18 protein-coding genes and 2 tRNA genes are annotated in these 20,689 nt (G+C 56.2%); 6 read left to right on the top strand and 14 right to left on the bottom strand.

Annotated features, from left to right (window positions below):
* Positions 1-126 precede the first annotated feature (126 nt).
* Positions 127-1,566, top strand: a complete 1,440-nt coding sequence (locus AB731_RS04705; protein WP_047093026.1) for a WecB/TagA/CpsF family glycosyltransferase — start codon at positions 127-129, stop codon at positions 1,564-1,566.
* On the opposite strand, the gene AB731_RS13600 is transcribed toward AB731_RS04705, so the two are convergent.
* The 5 genes from AB731_RS13600 to AB731_RS04730 all read right to left on the bottom strand — a co-directional run bounded on the left by AB731_RS13600 (position 1,560) and on the right by AB731_RS04730 (position 8,860).
* Positions 1,560-4,172: a PAS domain-containing hybrid sensor histidine kinase/response regulator gene (locus AB731_RS13600; RefSeq protein ID WP_052768834.1), complete on the bottom strand. Its 2,613-nt coding sequence runs from the start codon at positions 4,170-4,172 to the stop codon at positions 1,560-1,562. The two genes, AB731_RS04705 and AB731_RS13600, sit on opposite strands and share 7 nt — an antisense overlap.
* 490 nt (positions 4,173-4,662) lie before the next feature.
* Positions 4,663-5,112, bottom strand: a complete 450-nt coding sequence (locus AB731_RS04715; protein WP_047092216.1) for a hypothetical protein — start codon at positions 5,110-5,112, stop codon at positions 4,663-4,665.
* A 367-nt stretch (positions 5,113-5,479) separates the two neighbouring features.
* Positions 5,480-6,403, bottom strand: a complete 924-nt coding sequence (locus tag AB731_RS04720) for an acyltransferase family protein (protein WP_084828050.1) — start codon at positions 6,401-6,403, stop codon at positions 5,480-5,482.
* Between the two features lie 567 nt (positions 6,404-6,970).
* A complete protein-coding gene (locus tag AB731_RS04725; RefSeq protein ID WP_047092214.1) occupies positions 6,971-8,116 on the bottom strand; it encodes a serine hydrolase domain-containing protein in 1,146 nt (381 codons plus the stop codon).
* A gap of 357 nt (positions 8,117-8,473) precedes the next feature.
* Positions 8,474-8,860 carry a DUF302 domain-containing protein gene (locus AB731_RS04730; protein ID WP_047092213.1) on the bottom strand — a complete coding sequence of 129 codons (387 nt, stop codon included), beginning with the start codon at positions 8,858-8,860 and terminating at the stop codon, positions 8,474-8,476.
* Between the two features lie 802 nt (positions 8,861-9,662).
* Here AB731_RS04730 and AB731_RS04735 point away from each other — a divergent pair.
* A complete protein-coding gene (locus tag AB731_RS04735; RefSeq protein ID WP_047092212.1) occupies positions 9,663-10,280 on the top strand; it encodes a flavin reductase family protein in 618 nt (205 codons plus the stop codon).
* 368 nt (positions 10,281-10,648) lie between these two features.
* Here the strand turns inward: AB731_RS04735 and AB731_RS04740 are convergent, their stop codons facing one another.
* From AB731_RS04740 to AB731_RS04755, 4 genes are all read right to left on the bottom strand, one after another.
* Positions 10,649-11,161, bottom strand: coding sequence for a histidine phosphatase family protein (locus AB731_RS04740; protein ID WP_047092211.1), 513 nt, complete (start codon positions 11,159-11,161; stop codon positions 10,649-10,651).
* A gap of 230 nt (positions 11,162-11,391) precedes the next feature.
* Entirely contained in the window at positions 11,392-11,700 is a 309-nt protein-coding gene (locus AB731_RS14375) for a transposase (RefSeq protein ID WP_082126343.1), read from the bottom strand.
* A gap of 150 nt (positions 11,701-11,850) precedes the next feature.
* Positions 11,851-13,032 (bottom strand): Gfo/Idh/MocA family protein, encoded by a 1,182-nt coding sequence (locus AB731_RS04750; protein WP_047092210.1) that lies wholly within the window; start codon positions 13,030-13,032, stop codon positions 11,851-11,853.
* Positions 13,033-13,164: 132 nt separating this feature from the next.
* The gene (locus AB731_RS04755) at positions 13,165-13,530 is read right to left on the bottom strand and encodes a hypothetical protein (protein ID WP_156167366.1); all 366 of its coding nucleotides are present in this window, start codon (positions 13,528-13,530) and stop codon (positions 13,165-13,167) included.
* Between the two features lie 335 nt (positions 13,531-13,865).
* Between AB731_RS04755 and AB731_RS04760 the strand changes: the two genes are divergently transcribed.
* On the top strand, positions 13,866-14,477 hold the full coding sequence (locus AB731_RS04760; RefSeq protein ID WP_047092208.1) for a hypothetical protein: 612 nt from the start codon (positions 13,866-13,868) through the stop codon (positions 14,475-14,477).
* Positions 14,478-14,708: 231 nt separating this feature from the next.
* On the opposite strand, the gene AB731_RS04765 is transcribed toward AB731_RS04760, so the two are convergent.
* Both AB731_RS04765 and AB731_RS04770 read right to left on the bottom strand, forming a co-directional pair.
* Positions 14,709-14,784: transfer RNA gene (locus AB731_RS04765), tRNA-Thr, on the bottom strand.
* Positions 14,785-14,842: 58 nt separating this feature from the next.
* A tRNA-Cys gene (locus AB731_RS04770) sits at positions 14,843-14,916 on the bottom strand.
* Between the two features lie 191 nt (positions 14,917-15,107).
* On the opposite strand from AB731_RS04770, the gene AB731_RS04775 reads away from it, so the two are divergent.
* Entirely contained in the window at positions 15,108-15,395 is a 288-nt protein-coding gene (locus AB731_RS04775) for a PilZ domain-containing protein (protein ID WP_047092207.1), read from the top strand.
* 12 nt (positions 15,396-15,407) lie between these two features.
* Here AB731_RS04775 and AB731_RS14215 read toward each other — a convergent pair whose 3' ends face one another.
* The gene (locus tag AB731_RS14215; protein WP_052768831.1) at positions 15,408-16,136 is read right to left on the bottom strand and encodes a winged helix-turn-helix domain-containing protein; all 729 of its coding nucleotides are present in this window, start codon (positions 16,134-16,136) and stop codon (positions 15,408-15,410) included.
* A gap of 113 nt (positions 16,137-16,249) precedes the next feature.
* The gene (locus AB731_RS04785; protein WP_047092206.1) at positions 16,250-17,449 is read right to left on the bottom strand and encodes an LL-diaminopimelate aminotransferase; all 1,200 of its coding nucleotides are present in this window, start codon (positions 17,447-17,449) and stop codon (positions 16,250-16,252) included.
* Between the two features lie 153 nt (positions 17,450-17,602).
* On the opposite strand from AB731_RS04785, the gene AB731_RS04790 reads away from it, so the two are divergent.
* Positions 17,603-19,477: a PHA/PHB synthase family protein gene (locus AB731_RS04790; RefSeq protein ID WP_047092205.1), complete on the top strand. Its 1,875-nt coding sequence runs from the start codon at positions 17,603-17,605 to the stop codon at positions 19,475-19,477.
* 24 nt (positions 19,478-19,501) lie between these two features.
* On the opposite strand, the gene AB731_RS14220 is transcribed toward AB731_RS04790, so the two are convergent.
* A complete protein-coding gene (locus tag AB731_RS14220; RefSeq protein ID WP_231638844.1) occupies positions 19,502-20,041 on the bottom strand; it encodes a hypothetical protein in 540 nt (179 codons plus the stop codon).
* Between AB731_RS14220 and AB731_RS14225 the strand changes: the two genes are divergently transcribed.
* Positions 20,040-20,498, top strand: coding sequence for a phasin family protein (locus tag AB731_RS14225; RefSeq protein ID WP_231638845.1), 459 nt, complete (start codon positions 20,040-20,042; stop codon positions 20,496-20,498). The genes AB731_RS14220 and AB731_RS14225 overlap by 2 nt on opposite strands.
* The last annotated feature ends 191 nt before the right edge of the window (positions 20,499-20,689 follow it).

Below are 20,689 nucleotides of genomic sequence, written 5' to 3' on the forward strand. Positions count from 1 at the left end.
GAATCCGTTTGGTCTGTCGACCATCTGGAAGCTCATGAATTATCGTAAATACCTGACTATGAACGTATTTTTCAGGCTGGCACGCTTCCTGCGAATGCTCCGTCGTTACCGATGGAAGGATTTGCCATGTACCAGTCGTTTGATACCTCTACCGCACACGCCGCAGCCCAGCATAACAGTTGGGCAACGCGCTCCTTGCCTTCCCGCTTTGCTAGCAAGCCGAAGACCACCAGCCTCTTTGGCCTCGATCTGCTTGACGGTGACAAGGTCGCCACGGCTCGGATGCTCGTGGAAAAGGCGATCCGCCGCGAACGGGCAACCGTTGGTTTTATCAATGCGCACTGCGTCAATGTCGCGGCCAAGGACGCGGCCTACCGGGACGCGCTTCAAAACTGCGACCATCTGCTTCCTGATGGATCAGGTGTCCGCATAGCCGCGCGGCTTGCCGGTAAGTCTTATCGCGACAATCTCAATGGGACTGATCTCTTCCCGCTCATTTGCGATGAAGCCGCGCAGCGCGGTGCCACACTGTTTCTGCTTGGTGGCGAGGACGGCGTTGCAATTGGCGCGGCGCTGGAAATGATGCGCCGTTATCCTGGTCTGCGGATCGTGGGCGCCGAGCATGGCTATTTCCGCCGGGAGGACACCGCGGGCCTGATCAGCCGCATCAATGGCAGCGGCGCAGACATGCTGCTCGTAGGTTTTGGCGTCCCGATGCAGGAACGCTGGCTGGCCGACCATGCCGGTAGCATCGCGGCATCCGTACAGATGGGTGTAGGCGGCCTTTTCGATTATTATTCCAATCGCATCCCGCGCGCTCCCCAGGCGGTTCGTGAGATGGGTTGCGAATGGGTATGGCGCCTTGCGCAGGAGCCGCGCCGGCTTGCGGAGCGATATCTTATCGGGAATGCGGCATTTCTGGCGCGGGCCTGCATTCATGCCGTCGAGGTCCGCACCGGTGTAGCGCCAACCGCGGCTATCAAGCGTGCTGGCGATTTCATGGCGACCTTTATCGGCCTGATGCTTCTTGCGCCCATCTTTGCTGTCATCGCGCTTGCCATCAAGCTGGAAGATCGTGGACCGGTTTTCTTCAGCCAGACGCGCATTGGGGAAGGCGGAAAGCCTTTCAGGGTGTGGAAGTTCCGCAGCATGATTATCGATGCGGAACGCGTCCGCGCACAGCTAGAGGCGCATTCGGACCGTGATTCAGTGTGCTTCAAGATGCGGCGTGATCCGCGCATTACTCGGGTCGGAGCATTGCTACGTCGTACGTCGATGGATGAATTGCCGCAGCTTTTCAATGTTTTGACGGGTGATATGTCTCTGGTGGGCCCGCGTCCTGCTCTGCCGCAGGAAGTGAATGCCTACTGGGACCGCGCGCTGCACCGCTTGCATGCAAAACCGGGCATCACTTGCACGTGGCAGGTTTCCGGCCGCGCCGAGATTCCGTTTGCCGAGCAGGTGGAAATGGATATCGATTACGTCGAGCGGCATAATCCTCTGCATGACATCGTCCTTCTCCTGCGAACGGTGCCTGCTGTCATTACTGGGCGAGGCGCTTATTGAGCGGCGGCCTGCTCTTGCTCCAAATCGAATGCGCGGCGGATTTCCGATAAGGTTTCCGCCGCCAGCGATTGAAGCGTGCCCGCGTCTACATCATTTTGTCCGCTTAGTGCTGCTGCCAACCGCGACGCTCCAATATTGCCCGCAACCCCTATCAGACTGTGCTTCGCGCGCCGCGTAGCATCAGCATCACCGGCCTTTTTCGCCGCGACCAATTGCTCAGACAATTGAGAAATATCCTGCATCGATGCACACAGGATCGCCTCTCGGCGTGCTTCCGGGATGGCCTCAAGAAGCATGGACACCGCTTCCATATCCAGAATGCTGCCATGATCGCCCGCTTCCGAAGATACGGATGGGGAGAGCGTTGTGGCCGGGCCGAGCAAATCCCGCATTGCCGCGTAAAGCATTTCACGGTCGATCGGCTTGGGCACCAACGCATCCATACCTGCGGCCAACAGCTTGTCCTGCTCTTCCCGCATGACATGCGCAGTAACGCCGATAATGGGTATGCCTTGATAATCGGCCTGCGATGATCTGATTGCCCGGGTTGCTTCGATCCCGTCCATTTCAGGCATGTTGACGTCCATCAGCACGAGCTGGAAATCTTGGTCCTGCAGCAGTTCGATTGCTTCTATACCATTGCTGGCCAAATCATATGTACACCCGATCTGCTCCAGGATCGCCTTGATTACCTCCCGGTTCGTCTCGACGTCCTCTGCGACAAGAACGTGCGATCCCCCAAGTGAAATTGGAATTGGTGCAGGGCCCTCTAATTGCAGCGTATCGGCACCGCCGTTACCTTCCTCTGCCAACGGAATTTCGAACCAGAAGGTGCTTCCCTTACCGACCTTACTCGAAACGCCGATGCGCCCGTCCATCGCTTCGACAAGACGCCTGCAGATTGCGAGGCCAAGTCCGGCGCTCTGGCCTCCGGTGGTCTCCATGTTCTGCAGCCGATTGAAATCCATGAACAGCCCTTTTTGCTGTTCTTCGGAAATGCCTGGACCTTCATCGACGACCTCGATGCGCAAATTGCTATCAACTGCGAAAGCCCGCAAGCGAACGCGTCCTTTGCCCGTATATTTGAGCGCGTTTGACAACAGATTGTCGATAAGCTGCCGGAACCGGACCGGGTCCAACATAGCTACGACAGGAAGATTGCCGCCAAGTTCGCAATGTAGAGATATGGCAGGATTGGTGTTTGCTACGCCCCAGAATTCGGTGATCCCTTCAATAGTCCTTGAAAGGGTCAGCGGAACCGGTTGCAAATCCAGTTTGCCGGCTTCTGCCCTGACAATCTCGATGATATCGTTCAGCAGGACATTCAGCTGCTTGCCGGATTCCTTCGCCAACTCCAATTGGCGAGCTTGCTTGGTATCAAGCTTGCTGTCGGCCAGAGTTTCCAACATCCCAAGTATGCCGTTCATGGGTGTGCGGATGTCATGACTCATCATGGCGAGAAAGCGGGATTTGTAACGATTCGCCGTCTCAGCCTCGATCCTTGACCGGCGAAGCTCCCCGGAAAGCGTAACCAGTTGCTGAACCCGCTCGGACAGCTGCGTTCCTTTCGTCCGAAGCTCCAGCTCGACCTGCTTGTAGCGCGTTACATCAGAATAGATCCTGATCATCGTGCCATCATCGGGGCCAACCACATTGACCTGAATGATCCTCCCATCCTTGAGATTGCGCTCGAAGGTCTTGTCGACAATCTTCCCATTGTCATCACGCTCTATCTCGTGAACGCTTACTGCATTGCTTGGTTGATCCGCCCCAAGGACCGGGGGTGCCTCGAACGGCAGACCAATCTTTAGAGACGCTGCATCGAATTCTATTATTTCGGCCAAGGGCGAATTCCACGTAACCAGTTTCAGGTCAGGGTCGAAGACTGCAATTCCTTGCGGAACCGCGTCCATAATGGCCCGTAGAAATTCCGATGTCTTTTGCTGTGACAGCTGTGCTTCTTCGAGCTCGCCAGTCAGTTTGGTTAGATTCCTGACGCGACGTTCCGCCATTAGACCTAGCGCGGCAACCCTGCGCTCAGTCCGACGCTGCTCAGTAATATCCTGGACTGTTCCAAAAACCGATTGCCACTTGTTTGCGCTGTCGATCTCACGCCGCAGCGTCCAGCGGAGCCAGCGCACCTCGCGATCGCTTTTGCGGATAATGCGGTGCTCGTATGTGTGATCCAAGGTGGACGAAACCTCGGCCAAAAACTCGATAGTTTGCCTGGCTACCCGTTTCCGATCCAGCGGATGGACTGCATCGGCCAACATTTCCGGTCCGACAGTTTCCCGTGCATCACGGCCCAATATTACCGCGAATTCTGGCGAAAACTGATATTGCCCGCCTCTGGATCGATGCATGGTCGCGATGCGGGCGGTGCGCTGCGCCGCCAGCAATTGCCTATTGCCCAGTTCAAGCCGCTCAAGAAGGATCTCTTCTCGCGTGCGCAACTCCGAGTTTATCCGGTCAAGCTCACGCGCACGCCGTTCAAGCAGCGACTCTGCATCCAGGCGAGCCTGCTCGGACCTGCCGAGCCGCCGGAGCAAGATTTCAATTTGTTTCTCTGGCGTGAGAGTCTCGAGTTGCGTCTTCAGATCATGCATATTTGGCGCTCAGCTTCCAAGCTTGCTTTATGCATTACAGCGAGCTGTGCGAACAGGCAAAGGGCCAGACTTCGGGATGATCCGGTTTCGAGGAGAATAAATGCCGATTCGCAAGAGCCTGTCGAAGCCCACCGTCTGAGAAAGGGCGCTCTTGGCGAAAAGGTCGGCCAAACAAGTGTTCAGCCGTTGGATGTAGTTGAAATGTGCCCGTCGGCAGGCGAGCATAAAAGCAGGCGCGTGACGGAATCTTGCCCAAACGCGCAACCAGCTGAACGGCCTGTCAGCCGCAGCTTTGCGTATTGCACCACTGGAACGGTTTGGCGTCAGATTCTACATCCATTTGCTGCGGGAGTGTATGCCGAAGACAGTGGTGGTTGCGCAGCTAATAGGAACCCATGCGGATGGAATGGGACCAATTGGGTGGCAAGCGGACTGGCGTTGCCTTTCATGGAAGCAATCGCCAGCCCACCTACCAAGGCTACGGCAGTTGTCAGTCGTTCCAGACCAATCGGCGTAACAATGTTTCACTTCCCAAAGTCCGATACTCGGCGCGACCGGCGGATGCCTGCTGCATCTCGTCCACGGTCATAGCCATATGAGCCCGCATGGCTTCCCCTCTGGCCCGGCCTTCTTCGGGTGTCGTCCACTCGCTGAAGCGCGTCAAAAGATAGAGATCGGGTTCATCTTCCCGAGCGTGGACATTGGCCAGGATTTCGTAGCTGTTGATCCACCCTTGCTCGACCCGGTAATCCATTGACCTGCGCCAGAAGGTTGCAAGGTGATTGGCGTAATCGCCTTGATGGCCGTCGTCGATATGGATGGCGCTAACCTCTACATATTCGGCGGGCTGCAATGGCGGATCATCTTGCGCTGCTACGGTAGCCGGAAAAGCAGCCCCCATCAAAATGGCAGCAACGGCCGTCAAAAGTATTCTTTTCATAAAGTCCCCCTATTTTGTGCACGGCGACAATCGCAGCGCTATTGCCCAGGAGGCGGGCGTACCAATTTTAATCAACCGCCCCCCAAAGCATTTGCATTCGGCACTGCGCATACGTTCCTGTCAAGTAATGAGGCCCATTGGCGTCATCCAACAGTAAGAATGCGAGCGTTTAGCATAGGGTTGAATGACCGAAACTGGGTGGCAAGCCGCCGTTTGGGACCCGGTTTCGACATTTGGCGATTAGTTGGTGGTGATGTCACAACCTCAGTGAAACCTGAAAAAGTCGGCAAACGAATTTAAACCGGCTTCAACCATTATTCCAATGAACCGGCGAGCAGATGGAAGGCACTGCACGTTTTCGAAACACTTAATCAGGCGAAGACTCTCTTCGCGAAATCAAAAAATGCAAATGTCGGCGCAGCGGTCGGTCAAAGTACCGTTCAAGCGCCCACGCCACTGCGATGATCGCGAAGAAAAGCGGAACGTAAAGCAGTCCTGCTCCATCTGCCTGTTTAACGATTGGATGATGGATCGCGTATAGCGCGTAGGAAAGTCCACCCAATTCTGTGGCAATGTATCGTTGATCGGTCTCGAAATATGCGAGAGCAATAGTGAGAGCCGGAAAAACGAAGAGAATTGAGAGAATATCTACAGCCACAGAGCCAACGGGCCACATGAAGAATGCCAGCGGCATGAGCGCGAATGGGATGCACCATCTGGATATGCGCGGCCGGACCTGAACCAGGTATGCCGCAGCGATCCCAGAGCTGAAAGAATAGCCCACGCGAAACAAACCATGCTGGGCAGTCTCAGGACTGAAGCCAAGGTCAGCACTGCCGTATGTCAGAATTGCGACGGATAAAACGATGCCGCTAGCAACCCAAACCACACCCCAGACCATGCGACCATAACGAAAAAGTGCTGCAAAAAGTATCGATGCGATCAATTCATAAACGAGTGACCACAGAGGAATGTTTGCCGGGAAAAGAACTTGTTCGCCGGTTGGCACAAGGAGCAATGTCAAAAGAGAACCGCCGTTGATCGCGAGCCCTAAGACTGCCCCTACAAACATTAATGGATAGAGCCTCACGATCCGTCGCAGCGTAAATGAGCAAAATTGTCTCAGACTGCCCAATCGTGGCGAATACGCTCGATATAGGACAAACCCGCTAAGCACGAAAAACAGATCGACAGCCAAATAGCCCCGAGGAACAAGCCGTTCGGCGTGATATGCCATGACGGCAACTGCAGCCAGACCCCGTACGAGATCGAATGAATAGAGCCGTCCCACAGCTATGAGCCTATGAGCTGCAAGCTGTGTCCGCAACTGGGCCGTTAGCGGAATGGCGGCTTGCGTGGCTAGCGCGCCAGGTCGCGGACTGTCGGCAGCCGGCCCAACTCGCGGCGTTTCGTCGGGTCTGGCGTTGGAACCCTCCCCAAAGCGCTCCAAACAGGACCCAAACGCGCAACCAGCCGAACGGCCTTCCAGCTGTAAGCTTCGAATTATGTATTGAAAGGGATGGTGCCGCCTACAGGACTCGAACCTGTGACCTCCGCATTACGAAGTCGGTTCAATATGAGGGTGAATTGCTATTGTTTTCAGGGGCCTTGCGGCAGACCTTGGTGTGAGAATTGAGTAAACCCAAGTAATATCCAAAGTGCTTTAGCCTGTGTTTCAACCCGTATCCTATTCAAAGAGCATAACTTCAATTTGGAGTCGATTGGCGACCCCTTTCATACCCATTTGCTCCGGGGGGCGGATGTTGCAAACAATGGCGGATGGGCAGATTTCAGGGACCCATGCGGATGGCATGAATGTCAACAACTGGGGTGGGAAGCAGACCAAGGCCACTCTTAGTCATGCGGAGTGATAGACAGCCGATTCAAGCCCATTCAAAAGATCCAATGCGGCCCTGTCCGCGAACGGCAGGAATTGCATCAGAACAAGCCCCGCAACATCGTTCACCGGATCAATCCAAAAATAGCAATTTGCCAGTCCGGCCCACGACAGACTGCCCGGAGCGCGCCCATGAGGACCAGCGTTTTGATTTATCAGAAAGCCGAGCCCCCAGTCAGTTTTCATGCCTGGGAAACTGTCGAAATCTTCTGAAAGCAATGGAACTGTGCTTTGAAACGCTCCGGCCCGGATCGAACCAACCTGATTACGCGACATCAGAGCGACAGAATCCTCACCCACTATTTGGGCTCCCTCTCCCATTCCTTGGTTCAGCAACATCCGCATAAAACGCATGTAATCCGCCGCGGTGGAGTAAAGCCCGCCCCCGCCCGAATGAAATTCGGCAGCTTCTCCACCACCGATTTCTAGTGGAAACGGCTCAAAGCCATCCGACGTTCTGGAAAGAAGGGCCACTCTGCGTCCCTCGTCGTGCGGTGCGACGGCAAAACCTGTGTCATGCATCGCCAAGGGACCAAGAATGTGCTCATCCATGTAGCTGCCAAGGCTCTGCCCGCTGACCATCTCAACAGCACGCCCCACCCAATCGGTGCTCACTCCATAAAGCCAATCTGTGCCCGGCTCGAATACAAGCGGGGAGGTTATGCTGGCAATGCTAGCAGCGGCCACCTCGCCTTGCGCATTCGCCATTTCGGCGCTGGTAAATGCGTATCCCAAGCCAGATGTGTGCGTCAGTAGATGTTTGAGAGTTATCGCAGACTGCGCTGGCTTCAACTGGACACGGCCGTCTTCGTCGATTCCGGCAATGACGTTTGGATTGGCAAGTTCAGGGAGAATTTCGTCGATTGGTTCATCCAAAGACAAGAGATCGCGTTCGACGAGTTGCATTGCCGCGACTGACGTTACGATTTTGGTCATCGACGCGATTTGGAAGATGTTGTCCAAGGACATCGCCCGGTTCGTGCAGGGATCAGAAAGTCCTGATGCTGCAGAGGCAATTACGCCTTGCCTGTTCCCAATCATTGCCACCGCGCCTGGAAGAGAGTGTCGCTGTAACGCTTGGTCTAAGAATGTTTGTAATTCGATCATGCCACTGGTTCTGGGCATCTGCGTTGAATGTCAATGAAGCAGCATCCGCCATTGGGTCGTTTGCCGACCGGCTGCTTTTGCCTGATGCGCTGGATTAGTTGCCAGTCAGGTTTCAGAAGGCAGCGAGCGCATCTCCAATGTCAGCCAACGGGTTAGACAGCGGACACACCGAGTTAGGCAATTACGATGAAGGCATCCAAAATTGCGCCATGATAGCTGCGTAAACTGGCGGAGCACCGGCCTCGTCTGGTTGGTTGATCTTAGGCGACAGGCAGCTCGGGCGAGTCCATCCACTAGCAAGGCGTGCGCATTCTGCAGAAACCCTGCCGCACGCTTTCTTCTGTCTGATGCTTACCATCAGATCTCATCGATGGCCTTCGCCAGAAGGTCCCGCACCAGACCTGCTACAGCCGTCAATTCAGCGTTCTCAATCACCTGCATCGACGCTACCGGGTCGATGGCGCTGACCTCTACACCGCCTTCTATTTCCCGGAGGATTACGTTGCAGGGCAGCATAGCGCCCACCCGCGGTTCGATACCGATCGCCTGGTGCGCCATCTTCGGATTGCAGGCGCCAAGAATGCGGTAGGCAGGCATTTCGACATCCAGCTTCTTTTTCATCGTCGCCTTGACGTCGATCTCCGTCAAAACGCCGAATCCCTGGTCCGCAAGCGCCTTACGGGTGCGGTCGTCAACGTCATCGATCGCTGCTCCGGAGATCATTCGATTTATTGTGTAAGCCACAGAGAAGTCCTTTCATCTAACCTAAAAGATTCTTGATCATGGCGGCTACTGCCAGAACCGAGTGTGCAACAGCCAGGATGATGGAATCCATCCAGAACTTATTGAAGAAACTACTCTAGGTGCCACGTCGTTCCAAGTAGTGAGGCTACCGCGCTCACTGGCTGGTTGTGAAACTCTGCTCATTGCTGATGATAGAAACATGGCCAGCCGCAAGTCGGAACAAAAAAGATACAAGACGAGAGCCCGGCACCCGCAAAGGAACCGGGTTCATTGATGGTTTTGCGGGGCTAGGAGATGGGAGCCTGCCCAATGCGCCCCAAGCAGGACCCAAGCACGCAATCAGCCGAACGGCCTTCCAGCCGCTACCTGCGCAATACACTACTGAAAGGGATGGTGCCGCCTACAGGACTCGAACCTGTGACCCCCGCATTACGAAGTCGGTTCAATAAGAGGGTGAATTGTTATTGTTTTCAAATGCCTTGCGGCAGACTTTGGGGTGAGAATTGGGTAAGCCCAAGCAAGACCCAAAGTGCGTTAGTCTGTGTTTCAGCTCGCTTCCTACCCAAAGCGCATAACTTCAATTGAGAGTCGATTGGCGACCCGTTCCATACCCATTCGATCCGAGGGCGGATGGGCAGCTTTCAGGGACCCATTCGGATGGCATGAATGGCAACAAATAGGGTGGAAAGCTGACATTCTAACCAGCTAGGGTTTACGTTTACGATCGGTCTGGAAGCTAACGGTCCGGTTGACATGTGCTATTAGCCTTGAAGCAATGCGCGAGTCAGGCATACAGCCCGCCATGACCGAATATCACTATTACAAGCCAACAGAGGGCCACGGACTGCCACATGACCCTCTCAACGCCATCGTCGCGCCGCGGCCCATCGGGTGGGTGTCGACGGTTAGCGCGAAAGGTGTGCGCAACCTCGCGCCCTACAGCTTCTTCAGCCTGATCAACTATCGCCCACCGCTTGTCGCTTTTTCTTCGACGGGCTGGAAGGATTCGGTTGCCAATGTGGAGGCCACAGGCGAATTCGTCTGGAACCTTACGACGATGGCGCAGGCACAGCAGATGAACCTAAGTTCGGCAAGCGTGGGTGGCGACGTCGACGAGTTTGCGCTTGCCGGGCTGGACGCGTTGCCGGCTTCACTCGTCAAACCGGATCGCGTGGCGGGCAGCCCGGTGCATTTCGAATGTCGCCTGACCCAGCTTATCCAGCTCGAAAACAAGGAAGGCCACAAGCTCGATCAGTGGCTCGTGATCGGGGAGGCCATCGGCATTCATATCGACACGGCTATGCTGGAAGATGGCGTGTATCAAACCGCACGCCCGCGTCCGATCACACGCGGCGGCGGCCCGGAAGACTATTTCGAAATCACCGAAGACCAGCTGTTCAAGATGGGGCGGCCTGAATAACCGAAAGGGGTCTTGCTCGCACCGCGGTGTTATTTTCAGCTGAGGCCTCACGTGCTACAATTTTCGCAGGATAAGAACCTTTGAATTAGGCCCTCAAACGGTGCTGTCAGTCGTCGAACGAACGGCCCAGATCAAGAGAGCCAACTTCGGTGATGGGGGTTTACCTAGCTTACATCGATCACTTTATCGTCCTGCCATCCTGACGTCTGCAATTGGGTCGTTTACTAACAGTCTGCTTTGCCGCGTCAGTAGAGCAAAGCCTGAAGTTGCGCTCTCGGCCCAACAATTACCTTTTTACAGGCGCGCTAAGGTCGCTCAGCTGGCTTAGGCCCAGCCAATCGCTAGGTTTTATGAAACCGTGTGATTGCTCAATCGACTTTGATCTCGTGGACTTCACCTGCAGAATCAATTGCGAAAACTGTCCCGTAGTCCTCTTCGGTTAGTTGAGGTGCCGAATTCCCGCCAAAGCGGACAATCAGGTCGGGAACCGTGTTGCTGTGGCCGACAACTAGCACTGCTCCTTCGTTTTCTGCGACGGGGGTTGCCAAGGCTTCGGGGTTCTGAGGATCATACGCTGTGATCGCGATGTCGGTCATATTTGCAAGTGGAGCGGCGGTTTCCATCGCCCGGCGGGTTCGAGTGGCATAAATCGCAGAGATGTCTTCGTCTGCTAGCAAATGCGCAAGGCGTTCTGCGGCTGCTGCACCCTCGGAAGTGAGTGAAGGATCGTCACCTTGCTCTTTCTGCAAATGTCTTATGACGAATATCGTCTTCTCATTATGAGAAGTAGACTTGTTCGATCCATTGTCGAGTGTTGCTGGAGCTGAGCATGCTGCCAGAGCAAATGTCGCAAATGGCGCTATTCCCCACAAGCTTTTCATAGTCTCATCCCGTTTCTTAGGCCGCAATTGCACTTGGCAAATCCTGCTCAGCGCCGGAGTTGTCTGCATGGAAGACGAAACCTCCGCAACCCTGGCGGACCATCATTCGGTAGCTTGCCTTGGAAGCGACAGCGAGAGATTGCGGTCGTGAGCTATTGGCGGCTGGTCCGCTTTAGGACAGCGCGCCACTCGGCAGGTTGGTCAGGTGCTGGGTGGGAAGCGGACGTTAGTTAGTCTCTCATGAGCTGGTATTCGAGGACATGACTTGTCTCATCGAACCGAATGACAAGCCATTCAGAATCCAGCGAGAGAAATCCACTTTCTCTCCGAAGCCAATAGACTGCATCCCAATCGGAAAAACACCCACTATTGGATGGCGGGCTGAAGGTCAGCCAGGCACGACGCCAGCGATAGTAGCTCTGCTCCGAGATCCCGAGTGATCGGCTGATCTCCCCGATCCTCTCTCCCTGCGACAGCCGAACCTCGGCCTCACGCAGCATCCCGATAATCTGTTCTGGCGTGTATCTCTTCCGTGCCATTCTCCAGCTCTATTCAAGCCGTAAATAGCCGAAATCCTAACTCTCAAAACGGACCACTTCTCAGGGGGCAGGTCACGGACGCGCTTGAGCGCAGCCCGGTCTTGCTGTCTTCCTTGTCATTCGATGCCTTGTCTGATGCCTGACCGGACTTTATCCACCCTGAAGTACTGGACGCGGCCCATCGACAAGTATTCTTGCCCTGGACTGAGCGGTGAGCACCAGTTCGGCGGCAAGCAGTGCCTGGGCCTGATTTTGAGCGACCTCTGTCCGCTCCATCACATCCGAAACGAACTGCGGGCCGAACGGGAGTGGCACATTGCTGCAATTGATGTAGCTCGTGCCCTCGCGGTCAGCCAGGAAGAGGTGATCTCCACCCGGGCGGCCCTGAATGTCGACGTACTTGCGCAGTTCAATGTAGCCTTCGGTTCCCAGGATGAACACACGCCCGTCGCCCCACGTCGGCAGACCGTCAGGCGTGAACCAGTCGACCCTGACATAGCCGGTCCCACCATTGCCGCTCAGTGTCATATCCCCGAAATCCTGGAATTTCGGATGGCCGGGAGTGTCCAGATTGCCGACCTGAGACGCCACGACGTGCGCTTCGGTGGAGCCGGTGTAAAACAGGAACTGATCGGCCTGATGGCTGCCGATGTCGGTCAGGATGCCACCATAGTTCTTCACATCCCAGAACCATTCGGGCCGGTTGGGCGCGCCCATGCGGTGTGGGGCGATGTTGATCGTCTGAATCACCCGCCCGATCGCACCGGCACGAACGAGTTCCCCCGCCTTGACCGCAGCGCGCACTTCAAGCCGTTCCGAATACATGATGGCGAACTTGCGCCTGGTCGCAGCGATCGTGCGGCGCACTTCGGCCAGCTGGGCAAGGCTGGTGATCCCCGGTTTGTCCGAAAGAAAGTCCTTTCCGGCGCGCATCACACGAATGCCAAGCGGCGCGCGAAGATGGGGAATAGAAGCGCTGGCCACGACCTGCACGCTCTCGTCTTCGAGAATCTCGGCTTCGGTGCGTGCAACTTTCACGTCGCCATAGCGGGCGAGATAGGGCGCCAGTTGCCGCGGGTCGCTCGCATGCACCGCGACAAGCGTGCCGCCGCCGCGGATCAGCGCGTCTGTCATCGCGTAGATATGCGAATGGTCGAACCCGATAACAGCGAACCGCAGCCGGTGTCTGGCGCTGGGGTCGGGGGCCGTTGGCGCGGCATTGGCGGAAACCCCGTTGCCCTGCCCAGTCGATTGTGCGCGTACCGCACCTGCCAGACCTGCTCCGACCATGCCCAGACCGCCCAGCATCAGTCGGCGATTGATCTTGTCCATACGATTGCTCCTTGGGGGGCAGATCAAGATATCTCCGCCATGAGTTAAATCTCGCACAATTGATGACTGTCAGCAATTGGGTCGAAAGCGGTTAGTCGGCTTGTTCGGGTCAAGGGGCAGACGAGTGAGAGATCACTCTGTTGGTAGGATGCTCTCATTCTCCAGTTTGATTCGTAATCCGTCTCCTTCACCGACCAATAGGCCCGTGTAAGAATACAGCGCAATTCCGTCCGAGCTCTCCCAGTTGAAGGTTCCAACGACAAGGACGACACCACTGCTGACCTCATCAATCGTCAGCTCGTTCCAAGAAAAGCTAATCGGCCCCTGCCACTCTTCGAGGTATCGGCTCTCAAGGTCGGACTTGCTTGCATATCGGCTTGCTCCATTGAAGACGATGTAAGCTCCACTCGAAGCATACCGCTCAATGATGGCTTCGCGGTCATGGTTCTCTAGGTCTTCTCCGTAGGCTTCCATGAAGATTCGGGCTTCGTCGCTCACGGAAGCCTCATCAGAGGCCTTGCTGGAAGAGCTTGTAAGGGCGAGTATTGCGGCCATAAACGCCCAGCAAATGATCCAGACTGAGCGATGACATAATTTGGCAACTATCGACAATGGACACTCCCGCTATTTCTCGTTTGCTTAATGTTTGCACCCAACGTCCGCAAATGGATCGAAAGCCGATGTAGATTGATCGTGCGAATTGACCAAGCGCGTTAGGAGCCTCAAGGTATGCAGGGGCAAGTGTAGTATGACTTGCGGAGGGCGCGGGGGTATTCTTGACAAGATCGGAATCTAGATTGGCCCGAGATCGGAGCCGATCCTTTTATTTCGCCATGGCGACGGTGTTCGCACTCTCCGCGATCGTAGGGTTTGCGCCCAATTCTATATCTATAATCACCGGCACGAAAGAGAACCCGCCGCTGCTCATTCACATGCATGCAGCAGCCATGAGCTTATGGATGGTACTGCTTGTGGCTCAGAGCGCTTTAGCGAGCCGAGGGCAAATGCAGGCTCATATGAAGCTTGGAGTTGCGTCGATGGTCCTGGCGCCGATTGTAATACTATTGATGCTGGTTATCGCGCTTCCTGCATTCTTCTCCTCCGAGGTTCCCTTGGCGGTCCAGTTGCTTCAATCAAAGCGAATAGCCTTCTTCGGTGGCTGCATTGGCGCGGCAATCTGGCTCCGCAAGTCAGGGCCTGAGGCGCACAAGCGCCTGATGTTCATCGGCTCCTTTGCAGTATTGGACGCCGCGTTCTTCCGCATGACATTCCTGCCTGATTGGGGGCTCGATCGCGCGACAACCATTGGCCATTTGTATATGACTGCGCTGCTGATCCCGTTCTTAATCCACGATCTCATGCGTTCAGGCAGAATCCACATCGTCTTCTGGATCACAGTCCCTTTGCTTCTTGCGCTACATTTCTCGGTCGCCCATTTGTGGTAAGAAAATTGGCTCGGAAGCAATAATGGCAATGCCCGCAATTGGGTCGTTAGCGGTCAGTCTGCTTTCGCGCTCCGCCTAGCCAAATGCTGAATGTCCGCTTCTGGCCCACTTTCGGACCCTCAGTTGGCTATGAGAGGTGTTCCTGCCCAAAGCGCCCCAAACAGCACCCAAACACGCAATCAGCCGAACGGCCTTCCAGCCGCAAGCTTCAATCTACACTACTGAAAGGGATGGTGCCGCCTACAGGACTCGAACCTGTGACCCCCGCATTACGAATGCGATGCTCTACCAGCTGAGCTAAGGCGGCAATTCGTCGCCCATAGGCAAGGACGATTGCGGTCGCAATACGCATATTGCCAAGGGAATGGAGGCCCGAGCCGGAATCGAACCGGCGTGCACGGTTTTGCAAACCGCTGCGTAACCACTCCGCCATCGGGCCGGAAGGCGCGCCAATTAACGCAAGGCGCGCAAAGGTGCAATGCCCTTCCTTGCATTGGCGCAACGCAATTTGGCGCATGGTACTAAATCGTGCCTTAGGCATTAGAATGAGGATGGAGTAAACGGCTTCTCAATAGACTGGCGCCATACTCGAACGCTCCACCTGGTAATTTGAGATAGGAAAGAACGGGCATGGTTTCGCTGGCTGCGCAGGAAAAGGCCGTTTTACGGATCAAATGCCGTTCACGCAGAGGGATGAGCGCGGATTTGGAAGTGCTCGACATCTCCATCGGTGGCGCCATGGTTGCAGCGCAAGGCTGGACCGGGCGACAAGGTGACCGGATGCTGGTTACGCTGCCCGGTTTGTCTGCCCAGCCTGCGGAACTTATCTGGATCGAGGATGGCCGCGCCGGTATCGTCTTCGAACAACCGCTGCATGAAACAATATTCGACAAATTTAATGGCATGGTTGCGCGCTGAGCGCGGGGCGAGTCAGGTTACCGTTTCTTCCATCCAGCCCAGATCGCGCAAATATTCATCCAGACAGTCGCTTTCGGGGGGATGGCTTTTCAGCATGAATTCGTCGCTTTTGGCCAATCTGTAGCCTCCTTCTGATGACGTTGCGACCAGATCGCCGCAGCCTGCATCTGCCAATTTGGATCGTAGCCGAGAAACATGGACTTCGACGCTGTTGGTTTCCGGCTCGTGGCTGATGCGCCAGACATCTTTCAGCAGCTGCCGGCGAGTGACCCTTTCGCCCGGCATATCGGCAAGCCGCCAGATCACTCCGAATTCACGGGGATGCAGGCCAAGCCAGCGCGCGCCGTGGCGGGCATCCCGGTGGAACAGGTCCAGCGTCAGCGGGCCGCAATTACGCCAGCGCGGCAGCATGCCGAACATATCGCTGACCCGCTTCGCCCGCGCCTGCAGTTCATGGCGATCGGTGGCGGCGGGGAGGGCTTCTGCGCAGCCCATGGTCAGCAATTGCGCACGCTCTTCGGGCTTTTCCACTCCCAGCAAGATCAATCGCCAGGCTGGCCGATCAGCCTCCGCCAGAGCAATGCGGTGCCGGAACGATAGCGAACGGGTATCGCAGATCAGCACATGCCGGCATTCCGCGCGGCATCCGCAGGTGCCATGACACAGCGACCAACCGCCCAGCCGCAGGTCCCATTTCGGAGGCGGCGTAGCGCCATCAGCAATCCAGCCGAAAAATGCCAATCTGCTGCTCCAAACCCAGTTGGGGGCACGTCAGCCTGTTTGGCTGCCATGTGCAAGTGCGTAGTATCACGCGCACAGGGCAGTGTTCCGATGGGCGATGCGCAAAAAGTCCGTCAGGCGGAAGGTGTGTTGATTCCCATACTTTGCAAGTAACGCTTCACGTTGCGCGCGGCCTGCCGCAGGCGTTGTTCGTTTTCCACCATCGCGATGCGGACATAGCCTTCGCCATCTTCACCGTAGCCAACGCCCGGTGCCACAGCCACTTCGGCCTCGGTCAGCAATTGCTTGGAAAATTCCAGACTGCCCATCTCCTTGAGGCCCGGCGGGAGCGGTGCCCAGGCGAACATGCTGGCGGGCGGGGCAGGAATATCCCATCCTGCGCGGCCAAACGCCTCCACCATCACATCACGCCGTTTGTGATACATCTCCCGGTTCTGTGCGACATAATCTTGCGGCCCGTTCAGCGCGGCACAGGCGGCTGCCTGAATGGGCGTGAAAGCGCCGTAATCAATGTAGCTCTTAACCCGGGTCAGCGCAGAAATCAGTGTGCGGTTGCCCACCGCAAAGCCCATCCGCCAGCCAGCCATGCCATAGGTTTTGGAAAGGCTGGTGAACTCGATCGCCACGTCCTTCGCCCCCTTCGCCTGCAGGATCGATGGTGTCGGCTTTCCATCATAGTAAAGCTCGGAATAAGCGAGGTCGGACAGGATCCAGACCTTGTGGAATTTTGCCCAGTCCACCAACCGCTCGTAAAACTCCAGATCAACCACCTCGGCAGTCGGGTTGGACGGGAAATTGACGACCAACACCGTGGGGCGTGGGACGGTGAAATTCATCGCCTGTTCCAGCGCCTTCCAGTAATGTTCATCGGGCGTGGTTGGAACCGATCGGATCGATGCACCAGCGATGATGAAACCGAAGGTATGGATCGGATAGCTGGGGTTGGGGGCAAGAATTGTGTCACCCGGCGCCGTGATCGCCGTGGCAAGGCTGGCGAGCCCTTCCTTGGACCCGAGCGTGACGATTACTTCGCTTTCAGGGTTAAGCTCCACTCCGAACCGGCGTTCGTAATAATCCGCTTGAGCCTTGCGAAGGCCGGGAATCCCCTTCGATTGGGAATAGCCATGCGCGTCGGGTTTTCGCGCCACTTCGCACAGCTTGTCTATCACATGCGCCGGTGGCGGCTGATCGGGATTGCCCATCCCGAGATCGATAATGTCGCGCCCTTCCGCACGCGCGGCCGCTCGCATCGCGTTGACTTCGGCGATGACGTAGGGCGGCAGGCGCTTGATGCGGTAAAACTCGTTGTCCATAATGTCCTTCTGAACAGGCGGGTGCGTTATTGCGTGACGTAAATGACGCAAACGCGAAGGCAGTGCAACGCGCACTGTTACACCTCGTCGCTTTTCATGTGAAAAGCGGGGGCTATCTCCCAATTGCCATAAATTGCGCTATAAGCCCGGCATATGACCGATCGAAACGAAAAGACGCGCGACGCTGCCGACATCTTCACCGAAATGCTGCGCATGCAGGGGGAGGCCGCCCGCCAGATGATGTTGACCGTCGCGCCCGACACGAAGAGCCCGGATCCAGACCGGACTGCGGTGGACGCGATGGGCGAGGTGATGACGCAGTTCCAGCGCAACTGGCTTCAGTTCTTCATACCGGACGACCAGCGAACCGAACCGATGCTGGCTGATCCCGCAAGCTGGATGGAAGCGATGCAGAAATGGTCGGCCAGCGTGCCCATGCTGGACCCTGCCGCGCAGCAAAAACTGTGGTCGGACGGGTTTGAACTTTGGCAGAATGTGCTCGCACAATATGCGGTCAGTGGCGATGGACAACAGGATGCCGGCGATCCGGAATTGCCGCGTAACGACCGCCGCTTCAGGGACAAGGCATGGCGCGAACAGCCTGTCTTTGCGCTGATCCATCAGACCTATCTGTTGATTGCAGAGCGGCTGAGTCAGAGCATCGATACGGCAGAGGGCCTGTCCGGCGAAGATCGCAAAAACCTGCGTTTCGCCACACAAAATGTGCTCGACGCGATGAGCCCGGCCAACTTCCCGCTGATGAACCCGGTTGTGCTTGAACGCACAATGGAAAGCGGCGGAGAGAACTTGATGCGCGGGCTGGAACGGCTGTCTGGCGATCTGGAAAAGGGCCAGCTGACGCATACCGACACCAGCCAGTTTGAAGTGGGCGAAAACATTGCTTCAACGCCCGGCAAGGTGATTTACGAGACCGAGCTGTTCCAGCTGATCCAGTATTCGCCCACCACGCCCGAAGTCATGGCCACCCCGCTGATAATCTTTCCGCCGTGGATCAACCGTTTCTATATCCTCGACCTCAATGCCAAGAAAAGCTTTGTGCGCTGGGCCGTGGATCAGGGTGTCACGGTGGTAATGGTCAGCTGGCGCTCGGCCGACGAAAGCCTCGCCCATATCGACTGGGACGATTATTTCCGCGCGCAGATAGAAGCGATAGATGTCGTGCGAGAACGGCTGAAAGTGCCGAGCGTCCATACCATCGGATATTGCGTGGCAGGCACCACGCTGGCGGGCACCCTGGCCGTGCTGGCGGAGCGCGGCGAAGCGGACAAGGTGAAAAGCGCCACCTTCTTCACCGCGCAGGTCGATTTTGAACATGCGGGCGATCTGAAACTGTTCATCGATGACGGGAAGCTGGAGATGATCCGGCAGGCATCGAAGGGCGGCTATCTCGACGGGCGTTATCTGGCGGCGGCCTTCAACATGCTGCGCGGTAGCGACCTGATCTGGAACTACGTGGTCAATCATTACCTGCTGGGCGAGGAGTATCCGGCTTTTGACCTGTTGTTCTGGAACGGCGATGTCACCAATCTGCCAGCAAAGTGGCACGCGGCTTACTTGCGCGACCTGTACCGCGACAATTTGCTGGTCGAACCCGGGGCTCTCGGCGTGGACGGTACGCCCATTGATCTGACCAAGGTAAAAACCCCGAGCTACGTCCAGGCAGGCCGGGAGGATCACATCGCACCGCCGGAAAGCGTTTGGAAAATCACCGAGCATTTCTCGGGGCCGGTCCGTTTCGTGCTTGCCGGTAGCGGACATATTGCAGGCGTCGTCAATCCGCCTGAGGCGAATAAATACCAGTATTGGACCAGCGAGGGTGAGCATCAGTCGCTGGAAAGCTTTGTGGACGGGGCGCAGGAACATCCCGGCAGTTGGTGGCCGGATTGGCTATCATGGCTCGAAGCTCAAGACCCCAAACAGGTTAAAGCTACCGGAGCTCGCAAGCCCGGCAGCAAGGCCAATCCGGCGATCGAGGACGCACCAGGCCGTTACGTAAAATTACGCTAGGCCGCCTCAAGGCGCAGTTTTTGTTCATATTTTCGAGTTTTGTGCAGTGCAACATTTTTCTTGACTCAGCGCTTGTGCATTCCTATTTTGTGCACTGCAACAAGAGGTCGTAATTGCGCGACCACGAAAGTGAGGAAAAATGGCCGAGTCGAATATCGATACAGCTGTGAAGAGCGAGAACAGCGTAACCACGGCATCCGCCGAGGCTGCTTCTGCTGCACCGCAGCCCGCCAAGGCAAACCCTCTCGTCGATTCTTTGAAAGCTGACGCTGCGGAAAATACCGCATCCAAGGCACCAGAAGTGCCTGCCAAGGCTCCAGTCGCAAAGACACCGGCGAAAAAGGCTGCTGCGAAAAAAGCGCCTGTCAAAAAGCCAGTCGCCAAGAAAGTGGTCGCCAAGAAGGCAGTCGCCAAAAAGCCTGCCGCCAAAAAACCCGCCCCCAAGGCCAGTGCAAAACCTGCGCCCAAGAAGGCGGCTCCGACCAAATCTGCTGCGAAGCCTGTGAAGGCAAATGCGGCAGCGAAACCGAAATCAACTGTTAAAGTACTCAAGGAAAAAATCATGGCCACCAAGACCACCAAGACCACCGACTTCACCAATGTAGTGACCGACACGCTGACCGGCGCTGTCAACGAAATGCAGACCCGCGCTCAGTCCGCTTACGAAAAGAGCACCGAAGCGATGTCGGAAATGACCGATTTCGCCAAGGGCAACGTCGAAGCAGTTGTCGAAAGCGGCAAGCTCCTCGTTGAAGGCGTGCAGACCATGGGCACAACCTATGCTGACGAAGCCAAGACCGCCTATGAAACCGCAACTGCGGACATCAAGGAAATGGCCTCGATCAAGAGCCCGACCGACCTGTTCCAGCTTCAGGGCAAGATCATGCGTCGCAACTTTGACGCGATGATTGCCGCCACCACGAAGAATACAGATGCCGCAATGAAGCTGGCAAACGACGCTGTCGCTCCGATTTCGGGCCGCGTGAGCGTTGCCACGGAAAAGATGTCTAAGGTCGCCTAAGCGATTTTTCGTATTGCAACCGTCACACTCCGTGATGGCGGTTGATGCAAAAGGCCGGTCGGCGTGAGCTGCCCGGCCTTTTTGCATTTTTTGCGCGTAAGCCAGACGCCAAATCGACTCGTCTTGCCGCTTTCTTTGATGAAAGACCAAAGCACCCCTTGCAGCATTCGCTTCCGATACGATATTTGCTC

The sequence above is a fragment of the Aurantiacibacter marinus genome, from assembly GCF_001021555.1.
Lineage (GTDB): Bacteria > Pseudomonadota > Alphaproteobacteria > Sphingomonadales > Sphingomonadaceae > Alteraurantiacibacter > Alteraurantiacibacter marinus.